The 26,192-nt window shown below is 72.0% G+C and carries 25 protein-coding genes; 15 read left to right on the forward strand and 10 right to left on the reverse strand.

Going from position 1 to position 26,192, the window contains the following annotated elements; translation table 11 throughout:
* The 14 genes from rutA to ACFE86_RS09880 form a co-directional block, all read left to right on the forward strand.
* Positions 1-963: pyrimidine utilization protein A (rutA, locus tag ACFE86_RS09815; RefSeq protein ID WP_375455150.1), on the forward strand; the 963-nt coding region annotated here is incomplete at its 5' end.
* A complete protein-coding gene (rutB, locus tag ACFE86_RS09820; protein ID WP_375455151.1) occupies positions 963-1,700 on the forward strand; it encodes a pyrimidine utilization protein B in 738 nt (245 codons plus the stop codon). The genes rutA and rutB, both read left to right, overlap by 1 nt.
* Positions 1,701-1,802: 102 nt before the next feature.
* On the forward strand, positions 1,803-2,195 hold the full coding sequence (gene rutC, locus ACFE86_RS09825; protein ID WP_375455152.1) for a pyrimidine utilization protein C: 393 nt from the start codon (positions 1,803-1,805) through the stop codon (positions 2,193-2,195).
* A gap of 7 nt (positions 2,196-2,202) precedes the next feature.
* Positions 2,203-2,985 carry a pyrimidine utilization protein D gene (gene rutD / locus ACFE86_RS09830; protein WP_375455153.1) on the forward strand — a complete coding sequence of 261 codons (783 nt, stop codon included), beginning with the start codon at positions 2,203-2,205 and terminating at the stop codon, positions 2,983-2,985.
* Positions 2,986-3,009: 24 nt separating this feature from the next.
* Positions 3,010-3,609 (forward strand): flavin reductase, encoded by a 600-nt coding sequence (locus ACFE86_RS09835; RefSeq protein WP_375455154.1) that lies wholly within the window; start codon positions 3,010-3,012, stop codon positions 3,607-3,609.
* 122 nt (positions 3,610-3,731) lie between these two features.
* Positions 3,732-4,538 carry an ABC transporter ATP-binding protein gene (locus tag ACFE86_RS09840; RefSeq protein ID WP_375455172.1) on the forward strand — a complete coding sequence of 269 codons (807 nt, stop codon included), beginning with the start codon at positions 3,732-3,734 and terminating at the stop codon, positions 4,536-4,538.
* Positions 4,528-5,454, forward strand: a complete 927-nt coding sequence (locus ACFE86_RS09845; protein WP_375455155.1) for an ABC transporter permease — start codon at positions 4,528-4,530, stop codon at positions 5,452-5,454. Before ACFE86_RS09840 ends, ACFE86_RS09845 begins: the two co-directional genes overlap by 11 nt.
* Positions 5,451-6,410: an ABC transporter permease gene (locus ACFE86_RS09850; RefSeq protein WP_375455156.1), complete on the forward strand. Its 960-nt coding sequence runs from the start codon at positions 5,451-5,453 to the stop codon at positions 6,408-6,410. The genes ACFE86_RS09845 and ACFE86_RS09850 overlap by 4 nt, the downstream gene beginning before the upstream one ends.
* A 62-nt stretch (positions 6,411-6,472) precedes the next feature.
* Entirely contained in the window at positions 6,473-7,498 is a 1,026-nt protein-coding gene (locus tag ACFE86_RS09855; RefSeq protein ID WP_375455157.1) for an ABC transporter substrate-binding protein, read from the forward strand.
* A gap of 340 nt (positions 7,499-7,838) precedes the next feature.
* Positions 7,839-8,861: a BMP family protein gene (locus tag ACFE86_RS09860; protein WP_375455158.1), complete on the forward strand. Its 1,023-nt coding sequence runs from the start codon at positions 7,839-7,841 to the stop codon at positions 8,859-8,861.
* 55 nt (positions 8,862-8,916) lie between these two features.
* The gene (locus tag ACFE86_RS09865) at positions 8,917-10,467 is read left to right on the forward strand and encodes an ABC transporter ATP-binding protein (protein WP_375455173.1); all 1,551 of its coding nucleotides are present in this window, start codon (positions 8,917-8,919) and stop codon (positions 10,465-10,467) included.
* Positions 10,464-11,537: an ABC transporter permease gene (locus ACFE86_RS09870; protein WP_375455159.1), complete on the forward strand. Its 1,074-nt coding sequence runs from the start codon at positions 10,464-10,466 to the stop codon at positions 11,535-11,537. Before ACFE86_RS09865 ends, ACFE86_RS09870 begins: the two co-directional genes overlap by 4 nt.
* Before the next feature lie 4 nt (positions 11,538-11,541).
* Positions 11,542-12,486: an ABC transporter permease gene (locus ACFE86_RS09875; protein ID WP_375455160.1), complete on the forward strand. Its 945-nt coding sequence runs from the start codon at positions 11,542-11,544 to the stop codon at positions 12,484-12,486.
* A gap of 5 nt (positions 12,487-12,491) precedes the next feature.
* On the forward strand, positions 12,492-13,796 hold the full coding sequence (locus tag ACFE86_RS09880) for an amidohydrolase family protein (RefSeq protein ID WP_375455161.1): 1,305 nt from the start codon (positions 12,492-12,494) through the stop codon (positions 13,794-13,796).
* 330 nt (positions 13,797-14,126) lie between these two features.
* Here ACFE86_RS09880 and uca read toward each other — a convergent pair whose 3' ends face one another.
* The 7 genes from uca to ACFE86_RS09915 all read right to left on the reverse strand — a co-directional run bounded on the left by uca (position 14,127) and on the right by ACFE86_RS09915 (position 23,902).
* Positions 14,127-17,747 (reverse strand): urea carboxylase, encoded by a 3,621-nt coding sequence (gene uca, locus ACFE86_RS09885; RefSeq protein ID WP_375455162.1) that lies wholly within the window; start codon positions 17,745-17,747, stop codon positions 14,127-14,129.
* Between the two features lie 4 nt (positions 17,748-17,751).
* On the reverse strand, positions 17,752-18,375 hold the full coding sequence (locus ACFE86_RS09890; RefSeq protein ID WP_375455163.1) for an urea amidolyase associated protein UAAP2: 624 nt from the start codon (positions 18,373-18,375) through the stop codon (positions 17,752-17,754).
* Positions 18,372-19,199 carry an urea amidolyase associated protein UAAP1 gene (locus ACFE86_RS09895; RefSeq protein WP_375455164.1) on the reverse strand — a complete coding sequence of 276 codons (828 nt, stop codon included), beginning with the start codon at positions 19,197-19,199 and terminating at the stop codon, positions 18,372-18,374. The genes ACFE86_RS09890 and ACFE86_RS09895 overlap by 4 nt, the downstream gene beginning before the upstream one ends.
* A 150-nt stretch (positions 19,200-19,349) precedes the next feature.
* Complete coding sequence (glnT, locus tag ACFE86_RS09900; RefSeq protein WP_375455165.1) at positions 19,350-20,720, reverse strand: type III glutamate--ammonia ligase; 1,371 nt, start codon at positions 20,718-20,720, stop codon at positions 19,350-19,352.
* Positions 20,721-20,825: 105 nt separating this feature from the next.
* The gene (locus ACFE86_RS09905; protein ID WP_375455174.1) at positions 20,826-21,731 is read right to left on the reverse strand and encodes an ABC transporter ATP-binding protein; all 906 of its coding nucleotides are present in this window, start codon (positions 21,729-21,731) and stop codon (positions 20,826-20,828) included.
* A gap of 71 nt (positions 21,732-21,802) precedes the next feature.
* Entirely contained in the window at positions 21,803-22,891 is a 1,089-nt protein-coding gene (locus ACFE86_RS09910; protein WP_375455166.1) for an ABC transporter permease, read from the reverse strand.
* 12 nt (positions 22,892-22,903) lie between these two features.
* Complete coding sequence (locus ACFE86_RS09915) at positions 22,904-23,902, reverse strand: ABC transporter substrate-binding protein (RefSeq protein ID WP_375455167.1); 999 nt, start codon at positions 23,900-23,902, stop codon at positions 22,904-22,906.
* Between the two features lie 94 nt (positions 23,903-23,996).
* On the opposite strand from ACFE86_RS09915, the gene nikR reads away from it, so the two are divergent.
* Positions 23,997-24,548 (forward strand): nickel-responsive transcriptional regulator NikR, encoded by a 552-nt coding sequence (gene nikR / locus ACFE86_RS09920; protein WP_375455168.1) that lies wholly within the window; start codon positions 23,997-23,999, stop codon positions 24,546-24,548.
* A 133-nt stretch (positions 24,549-24,681) separates the two neighbouring features.
* On the opposite strand, the gene ACFE86_RS09925 is transcribed toward nikR, so the two are convergent.
* The 3 genes from ACFE86_RS09925 to ACFE86_RS09935 form a co-directional block, all read right to left on the reverse strand.
* Complete coding sequence (locus ACFE86_RS09925) at positions 24,682-24,810, reverse strand: hypothetical protein (RefSeq protein ID WP_375455169.1); 129 nt, start codon at positions 24,808-24,810, stop codon at positions 24,682-24,684.
* A gap of 121 nt (positions 24,811-24,931) precedes the next feature.
* A complete protein-coding gene (locus ACFE86_RS09930) occupies positions 24,932-25,243 on the reverse strand; it encodes a hypothetical protein (protein ID WP_375455170.1) in 312 nt (103 codons plus the stop codon).
* 98 nt (positions 25,244-25,341) lie between these two features.
* Positions 25,342-25,875, reverse strand: coding sequence for a metallophosphoesterase (locus tag ACFE86_RS09935; RefSeq protein WP_375455171.1), 534 nt, complete (start codon positions 25,873-25,875; stop codon positions 25,342-25,344).
* Positions 25,876-26,192: the final 317 nt, after the last annotated feature.

Genomic DNA, 26,192 nt, shown 5'->3' on the forward strand with positions numbered 1-26,192 from the left:
TCGATGATCAAGCTGCGCGGCTTCGGCGGCAAGACCGAGTTCTGGGACCACAACCTCGAATCGTTCACCCTGATGGCGGGGCTGGCCGCGGTGACGACGCGGATCAAGCTGTTTGCCACCGTGCCGACGCTGTGCATCCCGCCGGCCATCACCGCGCGGATGGCCTCGACCATCGACTCGATCTCGGACGGGCGCTTCGGCCTCAACCTCATCACCGGCTGGCAGAAGCCGGAATATTCGCAGATGGGCCTCTGGCCCGGCGACGAGTACTTCGCCCGCCGGTACGAGTACCTGTCCGAGTACGCGCAGATCATGCGCGAGTTGTGGGAGACCGGCCGCAGCGACCTCAAGGGCGCGTTCTTCCAGATGGACGATTGCCGCCTGAGCCCGCGGCCGCAGGCGTCCATGAAGCTGATCTGCGCCGGCCAGAGCGCGGCCGGCATGGCCTTCACCGCCACTTACGCCGACTACAACTTCTGCTTCGGCAAGGGCGTCAACACGCCCACCGCCTTCGCCCCCACGGTGGCGCGCCTGGAGGACGCCAAGGCCGGGACCGGCCGGGACGTGTCCTCCTACGTCCTGTTCATGATCATCAGCGACGAGACCGACGAGGCCGCGATGGCCAAGTGGGAGCACTACAAGGCCGGGGCCGACGCGGAGGCGATCGCCTGGCTCGGTCTCCAGGGCTCGGTCGACACCAAGTCCGGCAGCGACACCAACGTCCGCCAGATGGTCGATCCGACCTCGGCCGTGAACATCAACATGGGCACGCTCGTCGGCTCCTACGCCAAGGTCGCGCAGATGCTCGACGCCGTGGCGACGGTGCCCGGCACCGGTGGGGTGCTCCTCGTCTTCGACGACTTCCTCAAGGGTCTCGACGATTTCGGCACCCGCATCCAGCCGCTGATGACGAGCCGCAGCCACATCACGCCCGACGCCCTCGCGCTCGCCGAGGTCGCCTGATGGAGATGCCTGCCGGATACCGCGACCCGACGGGCCGCCACGGCGCCGTCACCCTCGCGGCAAGGCCCGAGCCGATCGCCTTCGACGCGTCCGCCACCGCGCTGATCGTGGTCGACATGCAGAACGCCTACGCGACGAAGGGCGGCTACCTCGACCGCGCCGGCTTCGACGTGTCCGGCACCGGCCCGGTCACCGCGCAGATCGCCCGGGCCGTCGCGGCAGCGCGGGCTGCCGGCATCGCGGTGTTCTGGTTCCAGAACGGCTGGGACCCGGACTACGTCGAGGCCGGCGGCCCCGGCTCGCCGAACTGGCACAAGTCCAACGCGCTGAAGACCATGCGCCGCCACCCGGAGATGAACGAGCGGCTGCTGGCCAAGGGCACCTGGGACTACGCGCTGGTCGACGCGCTCACGCCGGAACCCGGCGACATCGTGCTGCCCAAACCCCGCTACAGCGGCTTCTTCAACACGCCGCTCGACAGCATGCTGCGCGCCCGCGGCATCCGCACCCTGGTCTTTACCGGCATCGCCACCAACGTCTGCGTGGAATCGACCCTGCGGGACGGGTTCTTCCTCGAATATTTCGGCGTCGTCCTGGCCGACGCGACCAACCAGGCCGGGCCGCCGAGCCTGCAGGAAGGCGCGCTGCTGAACATCGAGACCTTCTTCGGCTGGGTCTCGGACGTCGCCGCCTTCGAGGCGGCCGTCGGCCCCGCCGCGCGCCTCGCGGCCGAGTGAGATCCCGCCCGGCGGGCCGGCCGGGCGCCCTCGTACCCATCCACCCGTCCCGCGGCGGCCGCACGCGCGATGCGATCCGACCTCGGCAGGAGAGACCGCCCCATGCCCAAGACCGTCGTCATCCCGCCCGGCACCGGCAAGCCGCTGGCGCCCTACGTGCCCGGCACGCTGGCCGACGGCGTGCTCTACGTCTCCGGCACGCTGCCGCTCGATGCGGAGGCCAACGTCGTCCATGTCGGCGACGCCTCGGCTCAGACCCGGCACGTGCTGGAGACGATCAAGGGCGTCGTGGAGGCCGCCGGCGGCACCATGGACGACGTGACCTTCAACCACGTCTTCCTCAAGGACTGGGCCGATTACGGCGCGATCAACGCCGTCTACGCCGAATACTTCCCCGGCGACAAGCCGGCGCGCTACTGCATCCAGTGCGGGCTCGTGAAGCCCGACGCGCTGGTCGAGATCGCCTCCGTGGCGCATCTCGGCAAGCCGGCCTGAGGCGGGGATGCCGGCCGTGCTCCACCACGAGGTCCACGGCCGGGCGGATGGCCGCCCGGTCCTGCTCTCGCCGGGGCTGGGCGGCGCGGCCGGCTACTTCGCGCCGCAGATGGAGGCGCTCAGTGAGCACTTCCGGGTGGTCGCCTACGACCATCGCGGCACCGGCCGCTCGCGCGACCGGCTCGATCCCGGACACGACATCCCCGCCATGGCCGAGGACGCGCTCGCGGTGCTCGACGCCCGCGCGGTCGCGCGGGCCGACATCGTCGGCCACGCGCTCGGCGGCCTGATCGCCCTGCAACTCGCGCTCACCCATCCCGAGCGCGTCGGACGCATCGTGGTCATCAACGGCTGGGAGCGGATGGACCCGGCCACAAGGCGCTGTTTTGCCGCCCGCAAGGCGCTGCTCGCCAACAGCGGACCCGAGGCTTTCGTGCGGGCGCAGGGCATCTTCCTCTACCCGGCGCCCTGGCTCTCGGCGAACGCGGAGCGGATGGCGGCCGACGAGGCGCACGCGCTCGCCCACTTCCCCGGGCCCGAGACGGTCTCGATCCGCGTGGCGGCGCTGGAGGCGTTCGACCTGACGGGCCGCCTCGGCGGCATCCCGCACGAGACCCTGGCGATGGCCGCGCGCGACGACGTGCTCGTGCCCTTCACGGCGTCCGAGCGGCTGGTCGCCGCCCTTCCCAACGCGCGGCTCGACCTCGCCGCGGAGGGCGGCCACGCCCACAGCGTGACCCGCCCCGAGGCCTTCAACCGTACCCTGATCGCGTTCCTGGCGCGCCCTTGAGGCCGTCCACGAGGGGCCACAGCCATGTCGCAGGAGGCTACAGCCGTGTCGAATGTCGAAGCTGCCGGGACGATCCCGGCCGAGGCCTACAGGGACGCGATGGCCCGCCTCGCGAGCGCCGTCCACCTCGTCACCACGGACGGCCCCGGCGGCCGCGCCGGCTTCACGGCCTCGGCCGTGTGCAGCGTCAGCGATGCGCCCCCGACGCTCCTCGTCTGCATCAATCGCACCTCCTCGGCCTACGCCGCGGTGAGCGCGAACGCGGCGCTCTGCGTCAACACGCTGTCGGCCGAGCAGCAGGGCGTCGCCGCCGCCTTCGGCGGGCGCACGCCGATGGATGAGCGCTTCGCGGCCGCCACCTGGCACAGGGGCGCCTCCGGGGTCCCGGTGCTCGACGGCGCGCTTGCCGCCTTCGACTGTCGGATCGTGCGGCGCGAGGGCGTCGGCACCCACGACGTGCTGTTCTGCGAGGTGGTCGGCCTCGGCGAGTCCGCCGATTCCGACGCACTCCTCTACGCCGGCCGGCGCTATCACAGCCTGCCCCTGCGCAGGACGCCCGTGGTCGAGCTCCGCCCGGCGCCGCAGCGGCATGCGGCGCGCCCGCTCGCGCTGGGCGTGGCCTGACGGCACGGAACATGCTCGATCCCAGCCTCACCTCCGCCCCAGGCACGACGGGTCCCCGATGGGGAGACGACCCCGCCACGCCGCGGGACGGCGCCGCCCTCGCGGAGACCGCGCAGCCCGCCATGGCGACACCCGGCCCGTCCGCCAGCCAGCCGGCCGTCTCGATCGCGGGGCTCTCGCTCACCTACGAGACCGCGGACGGCCCGGTCTACGCGCTCGCCGACATCGACCTCACAGTCGCGCCCGGCGAGTTCGTCTCCTTCATCGGGCCGTCCGGCTGCGGGAAGACGACGCTGCTGCGTTGCGTGGCCGACCTCGAGCAGCCGACGGGCGGGCTGCTCCGGGTGAACGGCGTCGATGCCGGTGCGGCGCGCCTGCGCCGGGATTACGGCTTCGTGTTCCAGTCGCCGGCGCTCTACCCGTGGCGGACCATCGCGCGCAACGTCGCCCTGCCGCTGGAGATCTTCGGCGTGCCGCGGGCCGAGCGCGCCGAGCGCGTGGCCCGCCACCTCGACCTCGTCCACCTCACCGGGTTCGGCAAGAAGTTTCCCTGGCAGCTCTCCGGCGGCATGCAGAGCCGCGCCTCGATCGCGCGGGCCCTCTGCTTCGAGCCGAAGCTCCTGCTGATGGACGAGCCGTTCGGGGCGCTCGACGAGATCGTGCGCGACCACCTGAACGCGCAGCTCCTCGCCCTGTGGCGGGAGACATCCAAGACCATCCTGTTCGTCACCCACTCGATCCCCGAGGCGGTCTACCTCTCGAGCCGGGTGGTGGTGATGTCGCCGCGGCCCGGCCGGATCATCGACGTGGTCGACTGCACCGGGCTCGGCCGCGAGCGGCCCCTCGACATCCGCGAATCCCCGGAGTTCCTGCGCCTCGCCCAGCGTGTGCGCCAGGGGCTGCGGGCGGGCCACGCCTATGACGACTGACCTGGCCCTCCGGCCGCCCTGCACGGCGCGCGCGCCGGGCCGCGCCGCTCCGGTTCTCGCGGTAATACTGGCGCTGATGGCCGCCTGGTATCTCGGCGCGCTCTTGGGCAACTGGGACGGCGCGTCGGGCGCGCTCGTGCGCGCCGGCGGGAACCCGGCGGCCTCGGAGATCGCCCGCGCCACGATGGAGCAGGAGCGGCCCGTCGTGCCGGCGCCCCACCAGGTCGTCGCGGAGCTGTCGCGCAGCGTGCTGGGCTTTGCCGTCACTTCGAAGCGCAGCCTCGTCTACCACGCCTGGGTGACGCTCTCGGCGACGCTCGTGGGCTTCGCGATCGGCACGACGCTCGGCATCGCGCTGGCCGTCGCGATCGTGCACCTGCGCAGCGTCGAGCGCAGCGTGATGCCGTGGCTGATCGCCTCGCAGACCGTGCCGATCCTCGCGGTCGCGCCGCTCGTCATCGTGGCGCTCGGCGCCGTCGGGTTCACGGGCCTGCTGCCGAAAGCGATCATCGCGGCCTACCTGTGCTTCTTCCCCGTGACGGTCGGGATGGTGAAGGGCCTCGACGCGCCGGACCGCATGCTGCGCGACCTGATGCGGACCTATTCCGCCTCGCGCGCGAAGGTGCTGACGGCGCTCCGCGTGCCCGCGGCGATGCCCTACCTGTTCCCGAGCCTCAAGGTCGCGGTGGCGGCGAGCCTCGTCGGCACCATCGTGGCGGAGCTGCCGACCGGCGCGCAGTCCGGCCTCGGCGCGCGGCTGCTCGCGGGCTCCTATTACGGGCAGACCGTGCAGATCTGGGCGGCGCTGGTCGGGGCCGCCCTGCTCGCCTCGCTCCTCGTCGGCGCGGTGTCGCTTGCCGAGGTCGCGGTCGCCCGGGCGTTCGGGACGCGGCCGGCGCGCGGGGCTGCGCGATGACGAGCCTGCGCGCGACGTTTCTCGCCCTCCTCACCCTCGCGCTCGGGCTCGGCCTTGCCATCGCCGTCCACCGCCCCGGCCTCGCCGGGGAGGCCGGGGCCGGATTCTGGTTTTCCGCCGCCGTGCTCTGGCTCGTGGCGACGCTCGCGGCGCGCGCGCTTTCGGCGCTGACGCCGCGCACCGCACAGGGCCGGCGTGCCGCCACGCTCGCCGTCCCGCTGCTGTTCGGCGCTCTGGTGCTGTTCCTGTGGGAGATCGCGACCGTCGGGGCCGGCGTGCCCCTCGTGCTGATGCCGCCGCCCTCGGCGGTGGCGCTGCGCTTCCTCGGCGCGCTCCCCGTGCTCGGCGCCGACTTCGTGCAGACCTTCGTGAAGTCGGCCTTGCCCGGCTACGTCCTCGGCTGCGGCACGGGCTTTGCGGTGGCGATCCTGTGCGACCGGCTGCCGGCGCTCGGGCGTGGCCTGCTGCCCGTCGGCAACTTCGCCTCGGCGCTCCCGATCGTCGGGATCGCGCCGATTATGGTGATGTGGTTCGGCTTCGACTGGCCCTCGAAGGCGGCGGTCGTCGCCGTGATGACCTTTTTTCCCATGCTGGTGAATGCCGGCGCCGGGCTCGCGGCCACGGGCGCGCTGGAGCGCGACCTGATGCGCACCTACGCGGCGGGCTACTGGCCGACGCTGGTGAAGCTGCGCTTGCCGACGGCGCTCCCGTTCCTGTTCAACGGCCTCAAGGTCAACGCCACGCTGGCGCTGATCGGCGCGATCGTGGCGGAGTATTTCGGCACGCCGATCGTCGGCATGGGCTTCCGCATCTCGATCGAGGCGGCGCGGCTCTCCCTCGACATGGTGTGGGCGGAGATCGCCATGGCGGCGCTCGCGGGCTCCGCCTTCTACGGTCTGATCGCGCTCACGGAGCGTGCGGTGACGGGCTGGCGCCCCGCCGCGCGGCCCGCGTGAGCCGGCAGGGGGACGGGACCGCCGAGGCGGCCCAGGGACAGCGAAACGTGAGGAGAACCGGGATGATCGGACAGGATGGACGGCGGCTGCGCCGCGCGGTGGCACGCGGGCTCGGTGCGGGGCTGTGCCTCGCGCTCGGGCTCGCCGCGGCGCGCGCCGCGGAGCCTGTGACGCTGCAGCTCAAATGGGTCACGCAGGCCCAGTTCGCGGGCTACTACGTGGCCCAGGCCAAGGGCTACTACGAGCAGGCGGGCCTTGCCGTCACGATCAAGCCCGGCGGCCCGGACGTGGCGCCCCCGCAGGTGATCACCGGCGGCGGCGCCGACGCGATCATCGACTGGATGCCCTCCGCCCTCGCCTCGCGCGAGAAGGGCGTGCCGCTGGTCAACGTGGCGCAGCCGTTCAAGCGTTCGGGCCTGATGCTGACCTGCCGGGCCGAGACCGGCATCAAGACCCCGGCCGACCTCAAGGGCCGCACGCTGGGCGTGTGGTTCTCGGGCAACGAGTACCCGTTCCTCGCCTGGATGACGAAGCTCGGCCTCAAGACGGACGGCTCGCCCACCGGCGTGAAGGTGCTCAAGCAGGGCTTCAACGTCGACCCGCTGATCCAGAAGCAGGCCGACTGCGTCTCGACCATGAGCTACAACGAGTACTGGCAGGTGATCGACGCCGGCTTCAAGCCGGAGCAGCTCGTGGTGTTCCGCTACGAGGATCAGGGCGTCGCGACGATGGAGGACGGCATCTACGTGCTGGAATCCAAGCTGAAGGACCCCGCCTTCAAGGCCCGCATGGGCAAGTTCGTGGCGGCCTCCATGAAGGGCTGGGACTACGCGGCCAAGCACACCGACGAGGCGGCGGCGATCGTGCTCGAGAACGATGCCAGCGGCGCCCAGACGGAGAAGAGCCAGAGGCGCATGATGGCCGAGATCGCCAAGCTCCTCGACACCACGAAGGGCGGCACGCTCGACCCCGCCGATTACGATCGCACCGTCGCGGTGCTGCTCGCCGGCGGCACGGACCAGCCGGTCATCAGCAGGAAGCCCGAAGGCGCCTGGACGCACAGCGTGACGGCCGCGGCGCCGAAATAGGCGTCCCGCCGATCCGGCGGCGTCGGCCTGCCCGGCGAGCCGCCGGATCAAAGACTGCGCGGCCTGCCCCGCCGGCCTGATCGAACGGGAGTCGATCGCGTGCGCGGAGCGAATGGTCGAGTGCCGGATTCGGGCGGTGCGCTTCGCGTCGCCGCCCGTGCGCCGGATGCCCTTGACCGGTCACGGTCGGGGGCCGCCGGCATCGGTCCAACGGATAGGCAGCCTATGGAACTTTGAAGTTCAGGGCTGCCCAAGAGTTCGGCTTGTGTCGCGCAGGCCGCTGTGGTCGCCTAGGAACCAGGCAGATGCCGCCGCAGGCGGTCGGGGACGGGAGTACGGAATGGGAATCGACGGGCTGAGCGCGAGCCGTAGGACGGTGCTGGTCGGGATCGGCGCGGCCGGGGCCGCGACGCTGGTCGGCGGCTCGGCGCAGGTCGCCCGGGCGGCGGCCAAGACGCGGCCGGTCTCGGTCGCGCTCGTCACCTCCGTGCCGATCGAGCAGCAATGGATCAGCCGGCTCCACATCGCCCTCAAGGCGGCGGTGGCGCGCGGCGACATCACCTACGTCTATTCCGAGAACGTCGCCAACACCGACGCCGAGCGCGTCATCCGCGAATACGCCGAGAGCAAGAAGGACCTCGTCATCGCCGAGGCGTTCGGCCTGGAGCGGCCGGCGCGCAAGATCGCCTCGGACTACGCCTCCACCGCCTTCCTGATGGGCTCGTCCTTTCCGGCGCAGGGGCCGAACCTCTCGGTGTTCGACAACTACATCCAGGACGCCTCCTACCTCACCGGCATCGTCGCCGGAAAGGAGACCAAGACCGGCGTCATCGGCATGGTCGGCGGCTACGCGATCCCCGAAGTGAACCGGCTGATGCACGCGTTCATGGCCGGCGTGCGCTCGGTCAACCCGAACGTCAAATTCTCGATCTCGTTCATCAATTCCTGGTACGACCCGCCCAAGGCGAAGGAGACCGCCTTCGCGATGATCGAGCGCAAGGCCGACGTGCTCTACGCCGAGCGCTTCGGCGTGTCGGACGCCGCCAAGGAGCGCGGCGTCAAGGCGATCGGCAACGTCATCGACACCGCCGCCCAGTATCCCGGCACGGTGATCGCCTCCGCGCTCTGGCACATGGAGCCGACCCTCGACCGCGCCATCGCCAAGGTGATCGACGGGACCTGGGCGGCGGAGAATTACGGCCCGTGGAGCGGCATGGCCCAGGGCGGCTGCACGCTCGGCCCCCTCGATCCCAAGCTCGTGCCGCAGGACGTGATCGAAGTCGTGAAGGCGCGGGAGGCCGAGATCCGCGCGGGCACGCTCAAGGTCGCGATCGACGATTCCGAACCCAAATCGACCGCCTGACGTGTCGTCCCCGGCGCGGCCCGCCGACGGGCGGTCGGCCGCGCCGCGCCCGGTCGTGCTCGAACTGCGCGGCATCACCAAGCGCTTCGGCGCCCTGCTCGCCAACGACGCGATCGACCTGACCCTGCGCCGGGGCGAGATCCTGGCGATGCTCGGCGAGAACGGGGCGGGCAAGACCACCCTGATGAACATCCTGTTCGGCCACTACACGGCGGATGCGGGCACCGTGCGGGTGGCCGACGCCGGCGGGCGGCTCGTGCCGCTGCCGCCGGGGCGGCCGCGGGCCGCGATCAGTGCCGGGATCGGCATGGTGCACCAGCACTTCGCGCTCGCCGACGCGCTGAGCGGCCTCGACAACGTGATGCTCGGCACCGAGCCGCTCTGGCGCCCGCGCCGGGCCACGGCGGCGGCGCGGGCCAGGCTCGCGGCGCTGATGGCGGGCTCGGGGCTCGCCGTCGATCTCGACGTGCCGGTGGGCGGCCTCACGGTCGGCGAGCGCCAGCGCGTCGAGATCCTGAAGGCGCTCTACCGCGATGCGCGCGTGCTCATCCTCGACGAGCCGACCGCGGTGCTGACGCCGGCCGAGAGCGAGGGCCTGTTCGGGGTGCTGCGGGCGCTGGCCGCCCAGGGGCTCGCCGTCGCCTTCATCTCGCACAAGCTCGGCGAGGTGGTGGCGGGCAGCGACCGGGTCGCGGTGCTGCGCGGCGGCCGCAAGGTCGCCGAGCGCGAGACCGCCGGCGCCGACCGGGCGAGCCTTGCCGCACTGATGGTCGGGCGCGAGGTCCCGGTGGTCCGCCGCGAGCCCCGCACCCCGGGCCCGGAGGTTCTGGCGCTCGCCGGCGTCGCGGTGGCGGGCCCCGACCTGCGCAGCCGCCTCGACCGGGCCGACCTCGTGCTGCGCGCGGGCGAGATCGTCGGCATCGCCGGGGTGGCCGGCAACGGGCAGGCCGCGCTCGCACGCCTGCTGTTCGGCCTCAGCCGGCCGAGCGCCGGGACGGTGCGGCTGCACGGCCGGCCGCTGACCCGGTTCGATCCGCGCCGCGCGATCGCAGCCGGCATCGGCCGCATCCCGGAGGACCGCCACCACGAGGGCGCGGTCGCGGCGATGAGCGTGGCCGAGAACGTGGCGATCGAGGGCATCCGCGACCGCTTCCAGCGCCTCGGCCTGCTGCGGCGTCGGCGGATGACGGAGCACGCCGCGGCGGCCATCGCCGATTACGGCATCCGCTGCCCCGGCCCGGACGCGCCGATCCGGCTCCTGTCGGGGGGCAACATGCAGAAGGCGATCCTCGCCCGGGCGCTGGACGGCGCGCCCGGCCTGATCGTGGCCGCGCAGCCGACCCGCGGGCTCGATGTCGGCGCGGTCGCGGAGATCCACCGCCGCCTGCTCGACGCCCGCGCGCGCGGCGCCGGCATCGTGCTGATCTCCGAGGACCTCGACGAATTGTTCCGCCTGAGCGACCGCATCGCCGTCATAGTCCGCGCCCGGCTCTCCGCGGCGCTGCCGGCCGAGGGGCTCGACCGCACCCGGCTCGGCCTGATGATGGCGGGGCAGGATTCCGGCCCCGAGGCCGCCCTGGCCGAGCGCGAGAGGATGCTCGCATGATCCGCCTGGAGCCCCGCGGCGTCCCTTCGCGGCGCCTCGCGCTCGCGGTGCCGGTCGCCGCCGCCCTCGCCGCCCTGGGGCTCGCCGCGCTGCCGCTGGCGCTCGCCGGCGCGCCGGTGCTGCGCGCCTACGCGGCGATGGCCGAGGGCGCGCTCGGCTCGCGCTTCGCCCTGTCCGAGGTGCTGACCCGGGCGACCCCCCTGATCCTCACCGGGCTCGCCGCCGCGGTGGCGTTCCGGGCGCGGCTGTTCAACATCGGCGCCGAGGGACAGCTCTACGCCGGCGCGATCGCCGCGGTGGCGGTTGGGGCCGGCGCGCTCGACCTGCCTTCGTTCCTCCTGATCCCGCTGGTGCTGGCGGCGGGCGCGCTCGCGGGCGCCGCGATGATGCTCGGGCCGGCGCTGGCGCGGGTGACGCTCGGCGCCGACGAGGTGGTGACCACGCTGCTCCTCAACTTCGTCGTCCTGCTCCTCGTGCAGATGATGATCGAGGGGCCGATGAAGGACCCGATGAGCCTCGGCTGGCCGCAATCCGAGCCGCTGGTGGAGGCCGCGACCCTGCCGAGGCTCGTCGAGAAGACCCGCCTGCACGCGGGCCTGCTCGTGGCGCTCGCCGCAGCGGGGCTGATGCACGGGCTTCTGGCCTATACCGTGCCGGGCTTCGCGATCCGCGCGGTCGGCGACGCGGCCCCGGCGGCGCGCTTCGCCGGCCTGCCGGTCGGCCTCACCCTGGTCGGCGTCGGCGCCCTGTCGGGCGCGCTCGCGGGCCTGGCCGGGGCCAGCGAGGTCGCGGGCGTGAAGGGCTTCCTCGCCGCCGACCTGTCGCCCGGCTACGGCTATGCCGGCATCGTCGTGGCGATGCTGGCCGGGCTGTCGCCGCTCGGCACCGTGGCGGCGGCGCTGTTCGTGGCCGCGGTGTTCGTCGGCGCCGACTCGATGAGCCGCGCCGTCAACGTGTCGAGCTACATCGCCAACCTGATCGTGGCGATGTCGCTGATCTCCGTGCTCGTGGCCGGCGTGCTGACCCGCTACCGCGTGCGGTTCGCGCCGCGCCCCCCGGCGCGGGCGTGATCCGATGCAGGCGGGCCTCGACCTCCTGCTCACGGTCTCGTTCTGGACCGCGGCTCTGCGGATCGCCACGCCGCTGATCTACGGGGTGGCCGGGGCGGTGCTGTGCGAGCGCGCGGGCGTGCTCAACCTCGGCATCGAGGGCATCATGACCGCGGGTGCGATGACCGGCTGGCTCGCGGTGCATCTCGGCGCGGGCCTGTGGGGGGGCGTGCTCGTGGCGGCGCTCACCGGCGCGCTGCTCGGGCTGCTGCTCGCCGGGCTCACGGTGACGCTCGGCCTGTCCCAGCACGTGAGTGGCTTGGCCGTGACGCTGCTGGCCACCAGTGCCGCCTATTTCGGCTACCGCCTCGCCCTGCCGGGCGCCGCGAGCCCGCCGCGGATCGAGCCGTTCCGGGCCCTCGACCTTCCCTGGCTCTCGGACCTGCCGGTGATCGGCCCGATCCTGTTCCGGCAGACCGCGCTGACGCTGCTTGCCATCGTGCTCATCCTCGGGCTCGGGCTCTTCCTGGCGCGCACGCCGCTGGGGCTGGCGGTGCGGGCGGTGGGCGAAAACCCGGCGGCAGTCGAGGCGCAGGGCATCGACGTGCACCGGCTGCGCATCGGCGCCGTGGTGGCGGGCTCCGCCCTGATGGCGCTGGGGGGCGCGTTCCTGACGCTCTCGGCCTTCAACGCGTTCTTCTTCGAGATGGTGGCCGGGCGCGGCTGGATCTGCATCGCGCTCACCGTCTTTGCCGGCTGGCGCCCGGCCAAGGCGCTGCTCGGCGCGGTGCTGTTCGGCGCCTTCGACGCCTTCCAGGTCCGCCTCCAGCAAGCGTCCGGCGGCGCCGTGCCGGGGCAGGTGTTCCTGATGCTGCCCTACCTGCTGTCGATCGCCGCGCTGCTCATCGGCGCCCGCAACGCCCGCGCCCCGAAGGCGCTGATGCGTCCCTACATCCGCGGCGAGAGGTAGAGCCCGTGATCCCCGACCTCATCGTCCGTAACGCCACCCTGCCGGACGGCCGCACCGGCCTCGACATCGCGATCGAGGGCGGCCGCATCGTCGCCGTCGAGCCGGCCATTCCGGTGCGCGCCGCCCACGAGATCGACGCGGCCGGGCATCTCGTGGCGCCGCCCTTCGTCGATTGCCACTTCCACCTGGACGCGACGCTCTCCCTCGGCCTGCCGCGCATGAACCTCTCCGGCACGCTGCTGGAGGGCATCGCGCTCTGGGGCGAGCTGAAGCCGCTGCTCACCGCCGACGCGGTGATCGAGCGCGCCCTGCGCTACTGCGACCTCGCGGTCGCCCAAGGCCTGCTCGCGGTGCGCAGCCACGTCGACGTCTGCGACGACCGGCTGCTCGCGGTCGATGCCCTGCTCGACGTGAAGCGGCAGGTGGCGCCCTATCTCGACCTCCAGCTCGTGGCCTTCCCGCAGGACGGCTACCTGCGCGCGCCGAACGCCGCGGCCAACCTCGAGCGGGCGCTCGACCGCGGCGTCGAGGTGGTGGGCGGCATCCCGCATTTCGAGCGCACGATGGAGGACGGGGCGGAGTCGGTGCGCCGCCTGTGCCGGATCGCCGCCGAGCGCGGCCTGCGCGTCGACCTCCACTGCGACGAGACCGACGACCCGCTCTCCCGCCACGTCGAGACCCTGAGCGCCGAGACGCTGCGGCACGGCCTGCACGGCCGCGTGGCGGGCTCGCACCTGACCTCGATGCATGGGATGGACAACTACTACGTCTCGAAGCTCATCCCCCTGATGGCCGAGGCGCGGCTGCACGTGGTGGCCAACCCGCTCGTCAACATCGTGATCCAGGGCCGCCACGACGGCTACCCGAAGCGCCGCGGCCTCACCCGCGTGCCGGAACTCGCCGCCGCCGGCCTCACGGTCGCCTTCGGCCAGGATTGCTGCATGGACCCGTGGTACGCCCTGGGCGGGGCGGACATGCTCGACGTCGCGCATATGGGCCTGCACGTGGCGCAGATGACGAGCCGCGCGGGGATGCGCGCCTGCTTCGAGGCGGTGACGACGAACGCCGCCGCGGTGATGGGCCTGGAGGATTACGGCCTGCGGGTCGGCGCGCACGGCGACCTCGTGGTGCTGCAGGCCCGCGACGCGATCGAGGCGATCCGCCTGCGCCCGCCGCGCCTCTTCGTGGTGCGGCGCGGCCGGGTGATCGCCACGACGCCGCCGCGCCTCACGGCCCTCGACCTGCCCGGCCGCCCGCCGCAGGTGGACCCGGCCGCCTACGCGCCGCCGGAGCGGCCCGATCCGGGATAGCCAGGACCTCACAATCCCTATCGAACGCGACGACAGCGACCTTCAACATCGTCTGGCCCGCTTCCGCCGCAGCACCAACGCCGTCTCGAAATGTCCGAGACTGGTCGATCCTAGAGCATTTTCCATGATCCCTGGATCACGGAAAATGCTCTAGGTCTCTGTGTGGTCGCATTTTCTTCACGCGAGCCGGTATCCACCTCGCTGGAAAATGCTCTAGCCTGAAGCTCTATCGCCGCGACCATGATCGAGGCGGACGCATCCCTGCTGCCGACATCGTGCAAGCGATCTTTGCGTAGGACGCTCGTAGCCCGGGATGCACGCGGCCTCCCGTCATGCCTCCTCGATCACGGCGACGATGTCGCCGCCGCGCAACGTGCGGCCTGGCTTCACGCGGACTTCGCGCACGCGTCCCGCCACGGGGGCGGCGACCGCGATCTCCATCTTCATCGATTCGAGGATGGCCAGGGTCTGGCCCGCAGCGACCTGGTCGCCCGCCGCCACCACGACCGTCCAGACGTTCCCCGGCACGGTGGTCGGCACGCCGAGGCAGCCTGCCGGGATCGCATCCTCAGTGCCCTGCGGCGCGCCCGCGTCGGCGACGAAGCTGTCGAGGCCCTGGTCCTTCCAGCGCCGGCGCTCGGCCTCGAAGGCCGTCTGCTGCCGGAGCTTGGCCGCGACGATCTCGGAGGCGTTGGCCGCCAGCTCCGCCCGGTGGGCGGCGTAGGAGAACCGCCCGTCCTCGATCCGCACCGGGTAGGCCCCGTGCGGGAAGGCGGCGCGGGCCTCGGTCAGCGCGGCGTGGTCGACGGGGAAGAAGCGGATGCGATCGAACGGCCTGAGCAGCCAGGGGTGGCCGGGCGCGAACGCGGCGGTGGTGCGCCAGGTGTTCCAGATCTGGATGGTCCGGCCGACGAGCTGATACCCGCCCGGCCCCTCCAGGCCGTAGATGCACATGTAGGCGCCGCCGATGCCGACCGCGTTCTCCGGCGTCCACGTGCGCGCCGGGTTGTACTTCGTGGTCACGAGCCGGTGGCGCGGGTCGACGGGGGTCGCCACCGGCGCACCGAGGTAGACGTCGCCGAGCCCCATCACGAGGTAGCTCGCATCGAAGACGATGCGCTTCACGTCTTCTTCCGAATCGAGGCCATTGATCCGGCGGATGAACTCGATGTTCGAGGGGCACCAGGGCGCGTCGGGCCGCACGAGCTCCTGGTATTTGCGCATGGCGCGCTCGGCCTGCGGGTCGTTCCAGGACAGCGGCAGGTGGACGACGCGGCTCGGGACGGTCACGGCTTCTGCCGACGGCAGGCCCGCCTCGATCTCGCGCAGCAGGCCGAGCAGCCGGGGACGCGGCAGCGCCGTGCCGTCGTAATGGATCTGGAGCGAGCGGATGCCCGGCGTCAGGTCGATCAGTCCGGGAAGCCGCGCCGCCGCCACGGCCTGCGCCAGCAGGTGGACGCGCAGGCGCACGCCGATGTCGAGCGCCATCGGGCCGTACTCGACGAGCAGGTTGTCGTCGCCCTGCCGCCGGTAGACCACCGGGACGGGGCCGGCCGCGTCGGCGGCGAGGATCGGCGAGCCCGCGCGCGCTGCGGCGATGCCGGGTGCGCGCCTGCCCCCAGCCTGCGCCGGGCGCGGCGTGTCCGGAACGGCCGCCGCCGGCGCCGCCGGCTCCGGCCGATGGGGCCTAGGGGCGGAATCCTCCGGCCGCGCGACCGGGTGGAACCGCACCGTGTCGCCGGGCCGCAACTGGCCCATCTTCCACTGCTCGTCGCGGGCGATCACCGCGGGGCAGACGAAGCCGCCGAGGCTCGGGCCGTCGGGGCCGAGCAGGATCGGCATGTCGCCGGTGAAGTCGATGGCGCCCACCGCGTAGGCGTTGTCGTGCAGGTTGGAAGGGTGGAGCCCGGCCTCGCCGCCGTCCTTGCGCGCCCAGCGCGGGGTCGGGCCGACGAGGCGCACGCCGGTGCGGGCCGAGTTGAAGTGAACCTCGTAGGCGGAAGCGAACAGGTCGGCGATGTCCGCCTCCTGAAAGAAGTCCGGTGCGCCGTGCGGCCCGTACAGCACGCCGATGCGCCAGTCCTGCGTCAGGGGCGCGGGCGCGGGGACGGTGGCGGGCACGGCCGGCGCATCGCCGAGATGGAGCACGTCGCCGGCCTTCAGCACGCCGGTGGCGTGGCCGCCGAAGCCGCCGAGCGCGAAGGTGGCGCGCGAGCCGAGCACCACGGGGGCGGCAAAGCCGCCGCGCACGGCGAGGTAGGCGCGCTGGCCGGGGCCGATGATGGGCCCGATCGTCAGAGTCTGGCCGGCGGCGACGGGGAAGGCCCGGCCGTGGGGCTGCTCGGCCTCGTCGAGGCGGGCGGTCATCGCCGCGCCGGCGAGCGCCGCCGTGGCATCGGCGTGGAAGCGCAGCGCCGGGCCGGAGACGGTGAGTTCGAGGGCGCAGGTCTCGGGCGCGTTGCCGACCAGCGCGTTGGCGTCCCGGAACGCGCGCGCATCCATCGGCCCGCTCGGCGGCACGCCCACATGCCAGAGGCCGAGCCGCCCCGGCAGTTCCTGGAGGCTCGACTGCGCGCCGGGAGCCAGCACCGCGACGCAGCGCGGCTGGTGGGCGAAATCGCGCAGGGCCGTGGTGGCGACGCGCCCGCTCGCGAACAGGTCCGAGGCCGCGATGGCGCGCAGGTAATCGAGGTTCGTTGCGATGCCCGAGACGGCGCTCTCGTCGAGCGCCCGGCGCAGGGCGGCCAGGGCGGCCGGCCGGTCGGCGCCGGTGACGACGATCTTGGCGAGCATCGGGTCGTAGTGCGTCGTCACCTCGACGCCGGCCTCGATCCAGCCGTCGATGCGGGCGTCGGCCGGGAAGCGCACCTCGGTGATGAGGCCGGCGCTCGGCGCGAAATCGGCGTGCGGGCTCTCGGCATAGAGCCGAGCCTCCATCGCCGCGCCCTTCGGCATCAGCGGCCCGGAAGCACCGGTTGCTTGGCCGATCACGTCCTCGCCCGCCGCCTGGCGGATCATCCATTCGACGAGATCGATGCCGAACACGGCCTCCGTCACCGGATGCTCGACCTGAAGGCGGGTGTTGACCTCGAGGAACGAGAATTCCTCGCGGGCCGGGTCGTAGATGAACTCGACGGTGCCGGCCGAGGCGTAGGACACGCTCGCCCCGAGGGCGACGGCTGCCGCGTGCAGGCGCGCGCGGGTCGCCTCCGACAGGCCGGGGGCGGGGGTCTCCTCGATCACCTTCTGGTTGCGGCGCTGGAGCGAGCAGTCGCGCTCGCCGAGCGCCATGACGCGGCCGGCACCGTCGCCGAAGATCTGCACCTCGACGTGGCGGGCCTCGCCGACGAAGCGTTCGAGATAGACCCGCGCGTCGCCGAAGCTCGCCCGCGCGGTGCGCTCGACGCCGGCGTAGTGCGCGGCAAGCTCGTCCGCGCAAGTGCAGAGGCGCATGCCGATGCCGCCGCCGCCCGCGGTGCTCTTGAGCATGACCGGGTAGCCGATGTCCTCGGCCGCGCTGAGCGCCGCAGCGAGGTCTGGCAGCAGGCCGGTGCCCGGCAGCAGCGGCACGCCGCTGCGCCGCGCAAGCTCCCGCGCGGTGTGCTTGAGGCCGAAGGCGCGCAGGTGCTCGGGGCGGGGGCCGATGAACACGAGGCCCTCGGCCGCCAAGCGCTCGGCGAAGGCGACGTTCTCGGACAGGAAGCCGTAGCCCGGATGCACGGCCTGCGCGCCCGTCGCTTTGCAGGCCGCGACGACGGCCTCGACGTTCAGGTAGCTCTCGGCCGCGGGCGCCGGCCCGAGGCGCACCGCCGCGTCGGCCTCGATCACGCCGAGGGTGAAGCGGTCGGCGTCCGAGTAGACGGCGACCGAGGCGATGCCCATCCGCCTACAGGTGCGGACGATGCGCCGGGCGATCTCGCCGCGGTTGGCGATCAGGATCTTGGCGAACATCGCCTCACGCCCGGTCGCGGATCGTCACGCGGATCGGCGTCGGGTCGAAGCCGTTGCAGGGGTTGTTGATCTGCGGGCAGTTCGAGATCACGCAGATCACGTCCATCTCCGCCGTCACCTCGACGTAGTCGCCCGGCCCCGAGACGCCGTCGACGATGGCGAGCTGGCCGTCCTGCTCGATCGGCACGTTCATGAAGAAGTTGATGTTGGGCACGATGTCGCGCTTCCCGAGCCCGTACTTGGCGAGCTCGAGGGCGAAGTTCTCGCGGCAGGCGTGAAGGTACTTCGTCGCCTGCCCGAAGCGCACGGTGTTGCTCTCGCACGAGCACGCCCCGGCGGAGGTGTCGTGCCGGCCGCAGGAATCGGCGGTGACGACGGCCATCACCCGCCCCTCGTTGGAGACGAGCGCGGTGCCGGTGGTGACGTAGGCCGAACCCTGGACGCGCAGGGTGTCCTGCGAGGAGTAGCGCTCGCCCATGTCGTCGGCGCGGTAGAACAGGGTGTCGACGGCCTGGCAGCCTTCGGTGTCGGTGATGCGCAGGGTCTGGCCCCTGCGCACGAGGCCCGACCACGGCGCCTGCGCCGGGACGACCGCGTCGAGGAGGATGGCGGCATCGCGTGCGGTCACGGTCGGTCCTCCTTTGAGAATCCAGCGAGCGCGTTGTTCTCGTAGCCGCGCGCGGCCTCGACGCTCGCCGTCCGGCAGGGGTCGTCCGGCGCGGGCGGCGGCGGCAGGAAGCGCGTCGCCGCCACCGGGTTCGGCGCGTAGTCCGGGGCGGGATCGAGGGGGTGGAGACAGTTCGACAGGGTGACGAGGAGATCCATCTCGGCGCGCAGGTCCACGAAGTCGCCCGCCCCGCACGCCGCCGCGTTCCAGGTCAGGCGCCCCTCCGGGCCGACGCTCACGGGGGCGAAGAACGTGACCAGCGCCGGGATGTCGCGCCGGTCGAGCCCGCTCTTCAGGGCGGCCAGCACGAGGTTGTCGCGGGTGTTGCGGTGCGGGCCGCCCGGATAGCGTGCCGCGTTGGACGCGGCGTTGGAGCCGCCGGCCAGCGCGTCGTGGGCGCCGCAGGAATCCTCGATCAGCGCCAGCATCACCCGGCCCATGTCGGAGAACAGCACGCGGCCCTTCCGGAGCGCGGTGGTCCACTGCACCTTGACCGTGTCGGCGTAGTTCAGCCGCTCGGACGGGTCGGCGGCGCTCCAGGCGACCAGCGCCACGCTGGAAGGCCCGTGGTCGAGGGCGATGCGCAGGGCCTCGCCGCGCGCCAGCCGCGTGGTCCAGTACCAGCCGCCGGGGATCGTCTCGGCGTGCCGGATCGCCGCCGCGTCGAGGGGCAGACCGCGCGGGGACGGAGGCGGCAGCGCGCGCGGGGCGTGGGCCTGGCCCGCGCGCTTGAGGTCCTCGTAGCGGCGCCGGTTCTCGGCGATGGTCTCGTCTGTCGTATCCATGCCCGTTCCTCGAACTTCCGCCGGGTCGTCCCTGCCGATGGTTGAGCCCTGGTCGCGAGGCCGGGTCGTCCCGGTGGGGCGGTGTGGTGAATTTGGCCCGGCGCCGCAGCCGGAACGCGCCGCGCTCTCGGAGGGACGCTGCAAGCCGCCTCAGAACAGGTGGCTGTAGCGCTCGACCTCCCAGGCGCTGACGGTGAGGTGGTATTCCTCCCACTCCGCCCGCTTGCAGCGGATGAATTCGTCGCTGAGCGCGCTGCCGAGGGTCTTGGCCATCAGCGGGTCGGCGGCGAAGGCATCCACCGCCTCGGCCAGGGTCTGGGGCAGGAAGTCGATGCCCCGCTCCCGGCGCTGGGCATCGGTGAGCGCGTACAGGTTGTCCTCGTTGGGCGCACCCGGATCGATGCGCTCGCGCACGCCCTCCAGGCCGGCTGCGAGCACCAGGGCGGCGGCGAGGTAGGGGTTCACGGCGCCGTCCGCGTTGCGGCTCTCGCAGCGCCCGCCGCCGGCCGGCACCCGCACCGAGTTGGTGCGGTTGTTCGAGCCGTAGGCATTGAACACCGGCGCCCAGGAGAAGCCGGCCATAGCGCCCTGGCGCACGAGGCGCTTGTAGCTGTTGACCGTCGGCGCGAAGGCGGCGCAGAGCGCCCGGCCGTGGCGGAGCACGCCGCCGATGAAGTGGTAGCCGGTCTCGCTGAGGCCGAGCCCGCGCGGATCGTCACCCGGATCGCACGCGAAGACGTTCCGCCCCGTCGCGTCCGACAGCGACATGTTGAAATGCGCGCCGTTGCCGGTGCGGTCGGCGAACGGCTTGGGCATCATCGTGGCGATCAGCCCCTCCTCCTTGGCGTAGTGCTTGGCCATCATCCGGAAGAAGGTCAGCCGGTCGCACGTGGTCAGCGCGTCGGAATAGGTGAAGTCGAACTCGAACTGCGCGTTGGCGTCCTCGTGGTCGAAGGAATACAGGTCCCAGCCTAGGGCATCGATCGTGGTCGCGACCTTGTCGAGCCACGCGAAGTTGTCGATGAAGCCGCGCACGTCGTAGCAGGGCTTCAGGAGCTTGTCGTCCGGCACCGGCGTGTGCAGCGCGCCGTCGGCCGCCTGCCTGAGCAGGAAGACCTCGCACTCGATGCCGAGGTTGAAGCCGAAGCCCATCGCCTTGGCCTGCGCCAGCACGGTCTTCAGCGCCACGCGCGTCGAGAGCGGGTAGGGCCGGCCCTGGAAGGCCAGGTCCGCCGGCGCCCAGGCGAGCTTCGGCTCCCACGGCAGCGGGATGACCCGCGAAAGGTCCGGGACAGAGGTGAGCTCGTCCTCGTTCGGCGCCTGGCCGAGGCCGTCGAGCGCGTAGCCCGTGTAACGCTCGGAGCCCGCCGCCATCTGCGGCAGGTGGCCGATCGGCACGACCTTGGCCTTCTGGACGCCGTGGATGTCGACGTAGGCGCCGATGACGTACTTCACGCCCCTGGCGCGCAGGTCGTCCTGCAGGCGTGCGATGGCGGGGTCGATGTCTGCGCCGTGCGCCATCGGTTCAGCTCCTCGAAGCGGCGTCGAAGGGATGGATCGTGCGGCCAGGATCGTCGGCGATTTGGTCCGGCCGCACCGGCGCGGGCGCCAGCTTCTGCATCGGCATCACTCGACCTCGTCCCCGGCGGGGGTCATGCGGGTGACGAGCGTCGAGGCGCCGGCCTCCTCGGCCTCGGCTTCGTCCTCGGGCGGATGGATCAGCGCGTCGAGCCGTGCCCGGGTGGCGCGGAACTCCGGCCCCAGCGCCTGCGCGTGGCTGCGCGGCCGCGGCACCGGTACCTCGATCAGTTCGGCGACCGCGCCGGGATGGGCCTTCAGGACGAGGATGCGGTCGGCGAGGTGGATCGCCTCGTCGAGGTCGTGGGTGATGAACACGATGGTGATGTCGATCTTCTTCCAGATCTCGATGAGGTAGGCCTGCATCCGCGCCCGCGACTGGGTGTCGAGCGCCGAGAACGGCTCGTCCATGAGCAGGATGCGCGGGCGCGTGGCGAGCGCGCGGGCGATCGCCACGCGCTGCTTCATGCCGCCCGAGAGCTGGTGCGGATAGGATTCGGCGAAGGATTCGAGGCCGATCAGGGCGAGCCATTGCCCGGCCTCGCGCTCGGCTTCGCGGCGGGGCGTGCCGTTCTCCTCCAGGCCGAAGGCGACGTTGCGCAGCACCGTGAGCCAGGGGAACAGGGTGTAGCCCTGGAACACCATGCCGCGATCGCTCCCCGGCCCGGAGACCGGGACGCCGCCCACCCGCACCACGCCGCTCGTGGCCGTCTCCAGCCCGGCCAGGATGCGCACGAAGGTGGACTTGCCGCAGCCCGAGGGGCCGACGACGCAGAGGAACTCGCGCCGGTGGGTGGCGACGTCGATGCCCTTGAGCGCGACCACCGCGCGGCCGTCCGGCGCGCGGAAGACCTTCCCGAGGTTCTCGACGCTGAGCGCCACCTCGCGGCCCTTGAGCTTGGCGAAGCGGGCGCGCACCGGCTCGCACTGGGTGCGATAGTCGCAGCCCTCCATCGGTATGACGACGCCCCGGTGCTGCGCGCCCGTAGCTTGGCCCGCGGCGCTCACCCCCTGGCCTGCGGCGCTCATGCCTCGCTCCGATCGTAGGGAAACAGCCGGCGCCCCGCCCAGGCCAGCCCGAGATCGGTGGCCGAGCCGACGAGGCCGATGATCAGGATCGCGGCGTAGACGGTCTCGAAATGCTGGTAGCGCGCCTGCTGCGTGATGAAGAAGGTGATGCCCGAGGAGGTGCCGATGAGCTCGGCGACGATGAGGTAGGTCCAGGCCCAGCCGAGCAGGATGCGCTGGTCGCGGTAGAGCTGGGGCAGCATCGCCGGCACGATCACGCGGCGGATCAGGCGGAGGTTGCGGGCGCCGAGCGTCAGCGCCGCCTCGATCAGCAGCGGCTCGACCCGCCGTGTGGTGTTGGCGATGACGAGCACCTGCTGGAAGAAGGTGCCGATCACGATGATCGCGATCTTGGGCCCGTCGTAGATGCCGAGGATCGCCACCATCAGCGCGCCGAAGGCGGGCGCCGGCATGTAGCGCACGAACTCGATCACCGGCTCGGTGAGGCGCGCCAGGGTCGGCTGCGCGCCGCACAGGATGCCCAGCGGCACGCCGACGACCGACGAGAGGGTGAAGCCCCAGAAGATGATCTGGATCGAGTGCCAAAGGCTGTAGGGCAGCCGGATCGCGTCGCGCTGGCTCGGCGGGGCGGTGAGCGCGGCCCAGAACGCCGCCGCGACCTCGTGCGGGGCGGCGAGGTAGACCGGGTTGGCGGGCCGGCCCAGGGGCACGGCGGCGCCGGCGGACCTCGCGGTGGCGACCTCGTCGGCGAAGGCCGCCTTGGGCACCCGCATCCCGCGCTCCATCCACGACACGCCGCCCGGCTCGGTGACCAGCACGAGAGGATGCCACAGGAAGGGCAGGTAGGACACCGCCGACCAGGCGAGGACCGGCAGCAGGAACGACAGGATCGTCAGCGTCAGGCGCCTGCGGGGGGCGAGCGGGCGCGCGACGCCGATCCAGGACCGGCGGCGCGCGGGAGCGGGGACGGCGACGCCCCCGGAGACGGCGGCGCTCCCCGCTCCCGCCCTATGATGCGGGCCGCCCCGTCCCGCCGGGGGCGGAGTGGGCGCGCCGGCAAAGCTGCGGCCGGGCTCGGACGTCACGGCCCCGACCCGTCACTTGCCGTCGGTGAGCGCCGGGTCGATGTAGCTCTTCACGTCCTGCGCGGTCTTGTAGACCTCGTACTTGACGTTGAAGGCGTCGGCGTAGCGGCTCGATCCGTAGAGCGAGCCGAAACCGTCGGCCTCCTTCATCACCTTGCGGCCCTCGGCCAGCGTCAGGAGCTTGGTGCCCTTCAGGAAGCGGGAGAAGGTGGGCGCGTCGATCCCGACCCTGCCGGCCATGATCGCCACCGCGTCGCCTTGCGTCTTCGGGTCCTCGATGTAGGCGACGACCTTGTCCCAGACGGCCACGAACTTGATCCAGTCGGCCCGGCGCGCGGCGAGGCTCGAGGGCGAGACGGCGACCACGTCGTAGATCAGCCCGGGGACGTCGGCGGAGGTGTAGAGGGGCTTGGCGCCGGGGGCGCCCTTCATCGCTTGGCCGGCGATGGGCTGCCACGCGCCGACGGCCGAGACGTCGCCCGAGGCCAGCACCTGCGGCGTCTCGTTGGTCTTGGCGTTGACCAGCGTGACGTCGGCCTCCGTGAGGCCGAGCTTGGTCAGGCCGTGGATGAGGAGCAGGTGCTCGACCAGCCCGACCTCGAGGCCGACCTTCTTGCCCTTGAGGTCGGAGAGCGCCTTCACGCCCGGCTTGCCGACGATCATGTCGTTGCCGTCCGAGTAGTCCGTCAGCATGATCATGACGTTCTTGGCGCCGTTGCCGCCCATCACCAGGGCGTCGCCGTTGGTGCAGGTGACGGCGTCGAGCTTGCCCGCCGAGAAGGCATCCATCGAGGCCGAGTAGTCGAACCACTCGAACGTCGCCTCGATTCCGGCCTGCTTCAGCCAGCCCTTCTCGATGGCGACCTGCCAAGCGACCCAGCCCGGCCAGTCGCTGTAGCCGATGCGCAGGGCCTCGGCAGCCTGGGCGAGCGGGGCGACGAGCAGCCCCAGGGCGAGGAGGCCGGCGGCGACGGCCTTGCGCCCGGCGGCGGCGATGGTGGAAAGCTGCATCTGCTGTCTCCAAGGCGCGTAGTACGATGCATGAGAATCGTAATATCGTCAGCATCCGAGAACAGCAAAAGCTGTGCCAGGGCCGGAGCCCGCGATGGGGAGAACCACGATGGCCGATGCCGGCGTCGACGACGGGGACGGTCTCCCGGCGGAGGGCGAAACCGCGGCCGGCCGCCGGCGGCCGGTGAGCCGGATCAGCCTGTCGCTCCCCGAGGACCTGCTGACCGAACTCGACGCGATGGTGGGCGAGCGCGGCTTTGCCAACCGCTCGCAGGCGGTGGCCAAGATCCTCCACCGCTCCCTGGTGGAGCACCGGCACGACGTGGGCGACCGGGTCATGGTCGGCACCATCACGCTGTTCTACGACAACCTCGTCCCCGGCCTGCAGCAGCGGCTCGCCGACCTTCAGCGCCGCCACATCGCCGAGGTGATCTCGTCGCTGCACGTCCACCTGATGCACAACCAGACGCTGGAGGTCATCCTGGTTCAGGGCGGGGCCCGGACGCTCCAGGCGATCGCCGACGCGATGATCGCCCAACGCGGGGTCGTCTCGGGCAGGCTCGAACTGGCGGCCGCCTTGATACCTCAGTTGCACCCGTTCTCCGATCAGGCCGGCGTCCCGTCCGGGATCGAGCGCGACGTGTGATGCCTGATACCAAGGCTCGATAAGGCTGACTTATTAGGGAGGCCGGCCTTCGGCTGGATCGCGAAGCGTCTCAGCATCGAACCGGCGACCGCTTCGTCGGGGAACGCGACGCGGCGGGGACCGAGGATGCCGATCAGACGCTGCTGAGCAGGAACATCAGCATGGTCGTGGCCACCGTCGTGCTGAGGAAGCCGCACAGGGCCGCGGCGAAGGACGGGCCGGTCGGTGCGGAGGCGGCGATGGTCTGGGACTCGGAGGTCATGGCGGTTGGCCCTGTCGGCGACCCTGCGTCGCGTTGATGATGGAACATGCCGTGGAAAGAGGGGATGTGCCTGTGCGCGGCCGCACCGGAAGCGTCGCGACGGTCCCCGGTCCCGCTCGGGTCAGTCGCAGCGGTCGACGTGCTTGGCGATGCGCAGAGCCCGAAGCTCGGTGCGCAGATCGATCGCGATCACGCCGGCCGCGCAATCCGCGAACGCGTCCCGGGCCTCGCCGTACCGGTCGCCGACTTCGTCGAGGATGTCGCAGGCGCGGTCGTGGTTGCCGCGGCGAAACTCCCGTCGAGCCTGGTGGCGCAGCGCGGTGGCCGCATCGACGGTGCTCTGCGCTTCGAGGCAGGACGGTGCCGCGGACGCGGAGCCGATGCAGAAGAGAAGCCCCAGGGTCGCCAACATCGCCGAATGCGTCTTGGTCATGGGACACCGCGAAGACGATCAAACACGCGCTAGACTTGGAGAACCAAGTATTCGATGGACTTCCATCGCCACCCGTCCATACCCCCTGAACGGCCGAGCTACGCCGATGGTTCCGCCGGCGCCTTCGCCTTCCGACCCCGGCGCGAGGCGAGGATTGCGGAGAGCGTCACCGGCGCGAAGCCCTGCGCATCGACGCCGACGTCGTACTGCCTGGGCGCCGGCCGCAACTGCCCGTGCGAATGTCCGTGGAGGTTGAGCGCACCGCGACCGATGCCGTTCCAGGTGCGGAAGGCGTAGTGGCAGAGCACCAGCGCGCGGTCCTCGACCCTGACCTCCGCGTAATGGGCGATCGAGGCCCAGTCCGGGGCGTCCAGCGTGTCGGGTCCGTCGTTGTTGCCGACGATCAGGTGCTTGGTGCCGTGGAGCGCGGCGAGGATGGCGTGGACCCGCGCCCGGTCCGGGCCGAGGGCGAAATCGCCGAGGTGCCAGACCACGTCCCCGGATCGGACGATGCCGTTCCAGTTCGCGATCAGGGCGGCATCGTGGGTCGCAAGATCGCGGAACGGCCGCCGGTCGAGGCGCAGGATGCGCGGATCGCCGAAATGCGTGTCGCTGGTGAAGTAGACGGCCACCGAATGCTCTCGAATGCTCTCCCGCGCGCGAGGCACGCCGCCGCGGTTCCTGTCCGATCGCGCGGGACGGCGGCAAGAAGATTCTCTTCCAAGATTCTCTTCGCCGCAGCACGCGGAGCGTGAGCGCGCCGCGCGGGACAGCCGGCCGCATAACGTTCGCGGCATCGGCCGACGCGTCGAACGGGATGGGCTTGCATGCCCGCAAGCGGAAAGCCTTGCATGCCCACGAGCGGAAAGCTAAGACGCGCAGGCCCTCCGGGGCGTCGGAGCGTAGCGCAGCCCGGTTAGCGCACTAGTCTGGGGGACTAGGGGTCGGA

The organism is uncultured Methylobacterium sp., assembly GCF_964244095.1.
In the GTDB taxonomy this organism is placed as follows: domain Bacteria; phylum Pseudomonadota; class Alphaproteobacteria; order Rhizobiales; family Beijerinckiaceae; genus Methylobacterium.

Bases quoted from the DNA above. Each gene is read 5' to 3' on its own strand.
- rutB (WP_375455151.1), top strand. From the start codon at position 963: ATGGAGATGCCTGCCGGATACCGCGACCCGACGGGCCGCCACGGCGCC.
- rutC (WP_375455152.1), top strand. From the start codon at position 1,803: ATGCCCAAGACCGTCGTCATCCCGCCCGGCACCGGCAAGCCGCTGGCG.
- rutD (WP_375455153.1), top strand. From the start codon at position 2,203: ATGCCGGCCGTGCTCCACCACGAGGTCCACGGCCGGGCGGATGGCCGC.
- ACFE86_RS09835 (WP_375455154.1), top strand. From the start codon at position 3,010: ATGTCGCAGGAGGCTACAGCCGTGTCGAATGTCGAAGCTGCCGGGACG.
- ACFE86_RS09840 (WP_375455172.1), top strand. From the start codon at position 3,732: ATGGCGACACCCGGCCCGTCCGCCAGCCAGCCGGCCGTCTCGATCGCG.
- ACFE86_RS09845 (WP_375455155.1), top strand. From the start codon at position 4,528: ATGACGACTGACCTGGCCCTCCGGCCGCCCTGCACGGCGCGCGCGCCG.
- ACFE86_RS09850 (WP_375455156.1), top strand. From the start codon at position 5,451: ATGACGAGCCTGCGCGCGACGTTTCTCGCCCTCCTCACCCTCGCGCTC.
- ACFE86_RS09855 (WP_375455157.1), top strand. From the start codon at position 6,473: ATGATCGGACAGGATGGACGGCGGCTGCGCCGCGCGGTGGCACGCGGG.
- ACFE86_RS09860 (WP_375455158.1), top strand. From the start codon at position 7,839: ATGGGAATCGACGGGCTGAGCGCGAGCCGTAGGACGGTGCTGGTCGGG.
- ACFE86_RS09870 (WP_375455159.1), top strand. From the start codon at position 10,464: ATGATCCGCCTGGAGCCCCGCGGCGTCCCTTCGCGGCGCCTCGCGCTC.
- ACFE86_RS09875 (WP_375455160.1), top strand. From the start codon at position 11,542: ATGCAGGCGGGCCTCGACCTCCTGCTCACGGTCTCGTTCTGGACCGCG.
- uca (WP_375455162.1), bottom strand. From the start codon at position 17,747: ATGTTCGCCAAGATCCTGATCGCCAACCGCGGCGAGATCGCCCGGCGC.
- ACFE86_RS09895 (WP_375455164.1), bottom strand. From the start codon at position 19,199: ATGGATACGACAGACGAGACCATCGCCGAGAACCGGCGCCGCTACGAG.
- glnT (WP_375455165.1), bottom strand. From the start codon at position 20,720: ATGGCGCACGGCGCAGACATCGACCCCGCCATCGCACGCCTGCAGGAC.
- ACFE86_RS09905 (WP_375455174.1), bottom strand. From the start codon at position 21,731: ATGGAGGGCTGCGACTATCGCACCCAGTGCGAGCCGGTGCGCGCCCGC.
- ACFE86_RS09915 (WP_375455167.1), bottom strand. From the start codon at position 23,902: ATGCAGCTTTCCACCATCGCCGCCGCCGGGCGCAAGGCCGTCGCCGCC.
- nikR (WP_375455168.1), top strand. From the start codon at position 23,997: ATGGGGAGAACCACGATGGCCGATGCCGGCGTCGACGACGGGGACGGT.
- ACFE86_RS09925 (WP_375455169.1), bottom strand. From the start codon at position 24,810: ATGACCTCCGAGTCCCAGACCATCGCCGCCTCCGCACCGACCGGCCCG.
- ACFE86_RS09930 (WP_375455170.1), bottom strand. From the start codon at position 25,243: ATGACCAAGACGCATTCGGCGATGTTGGCGACCCTGGGGCTTCTCTTC.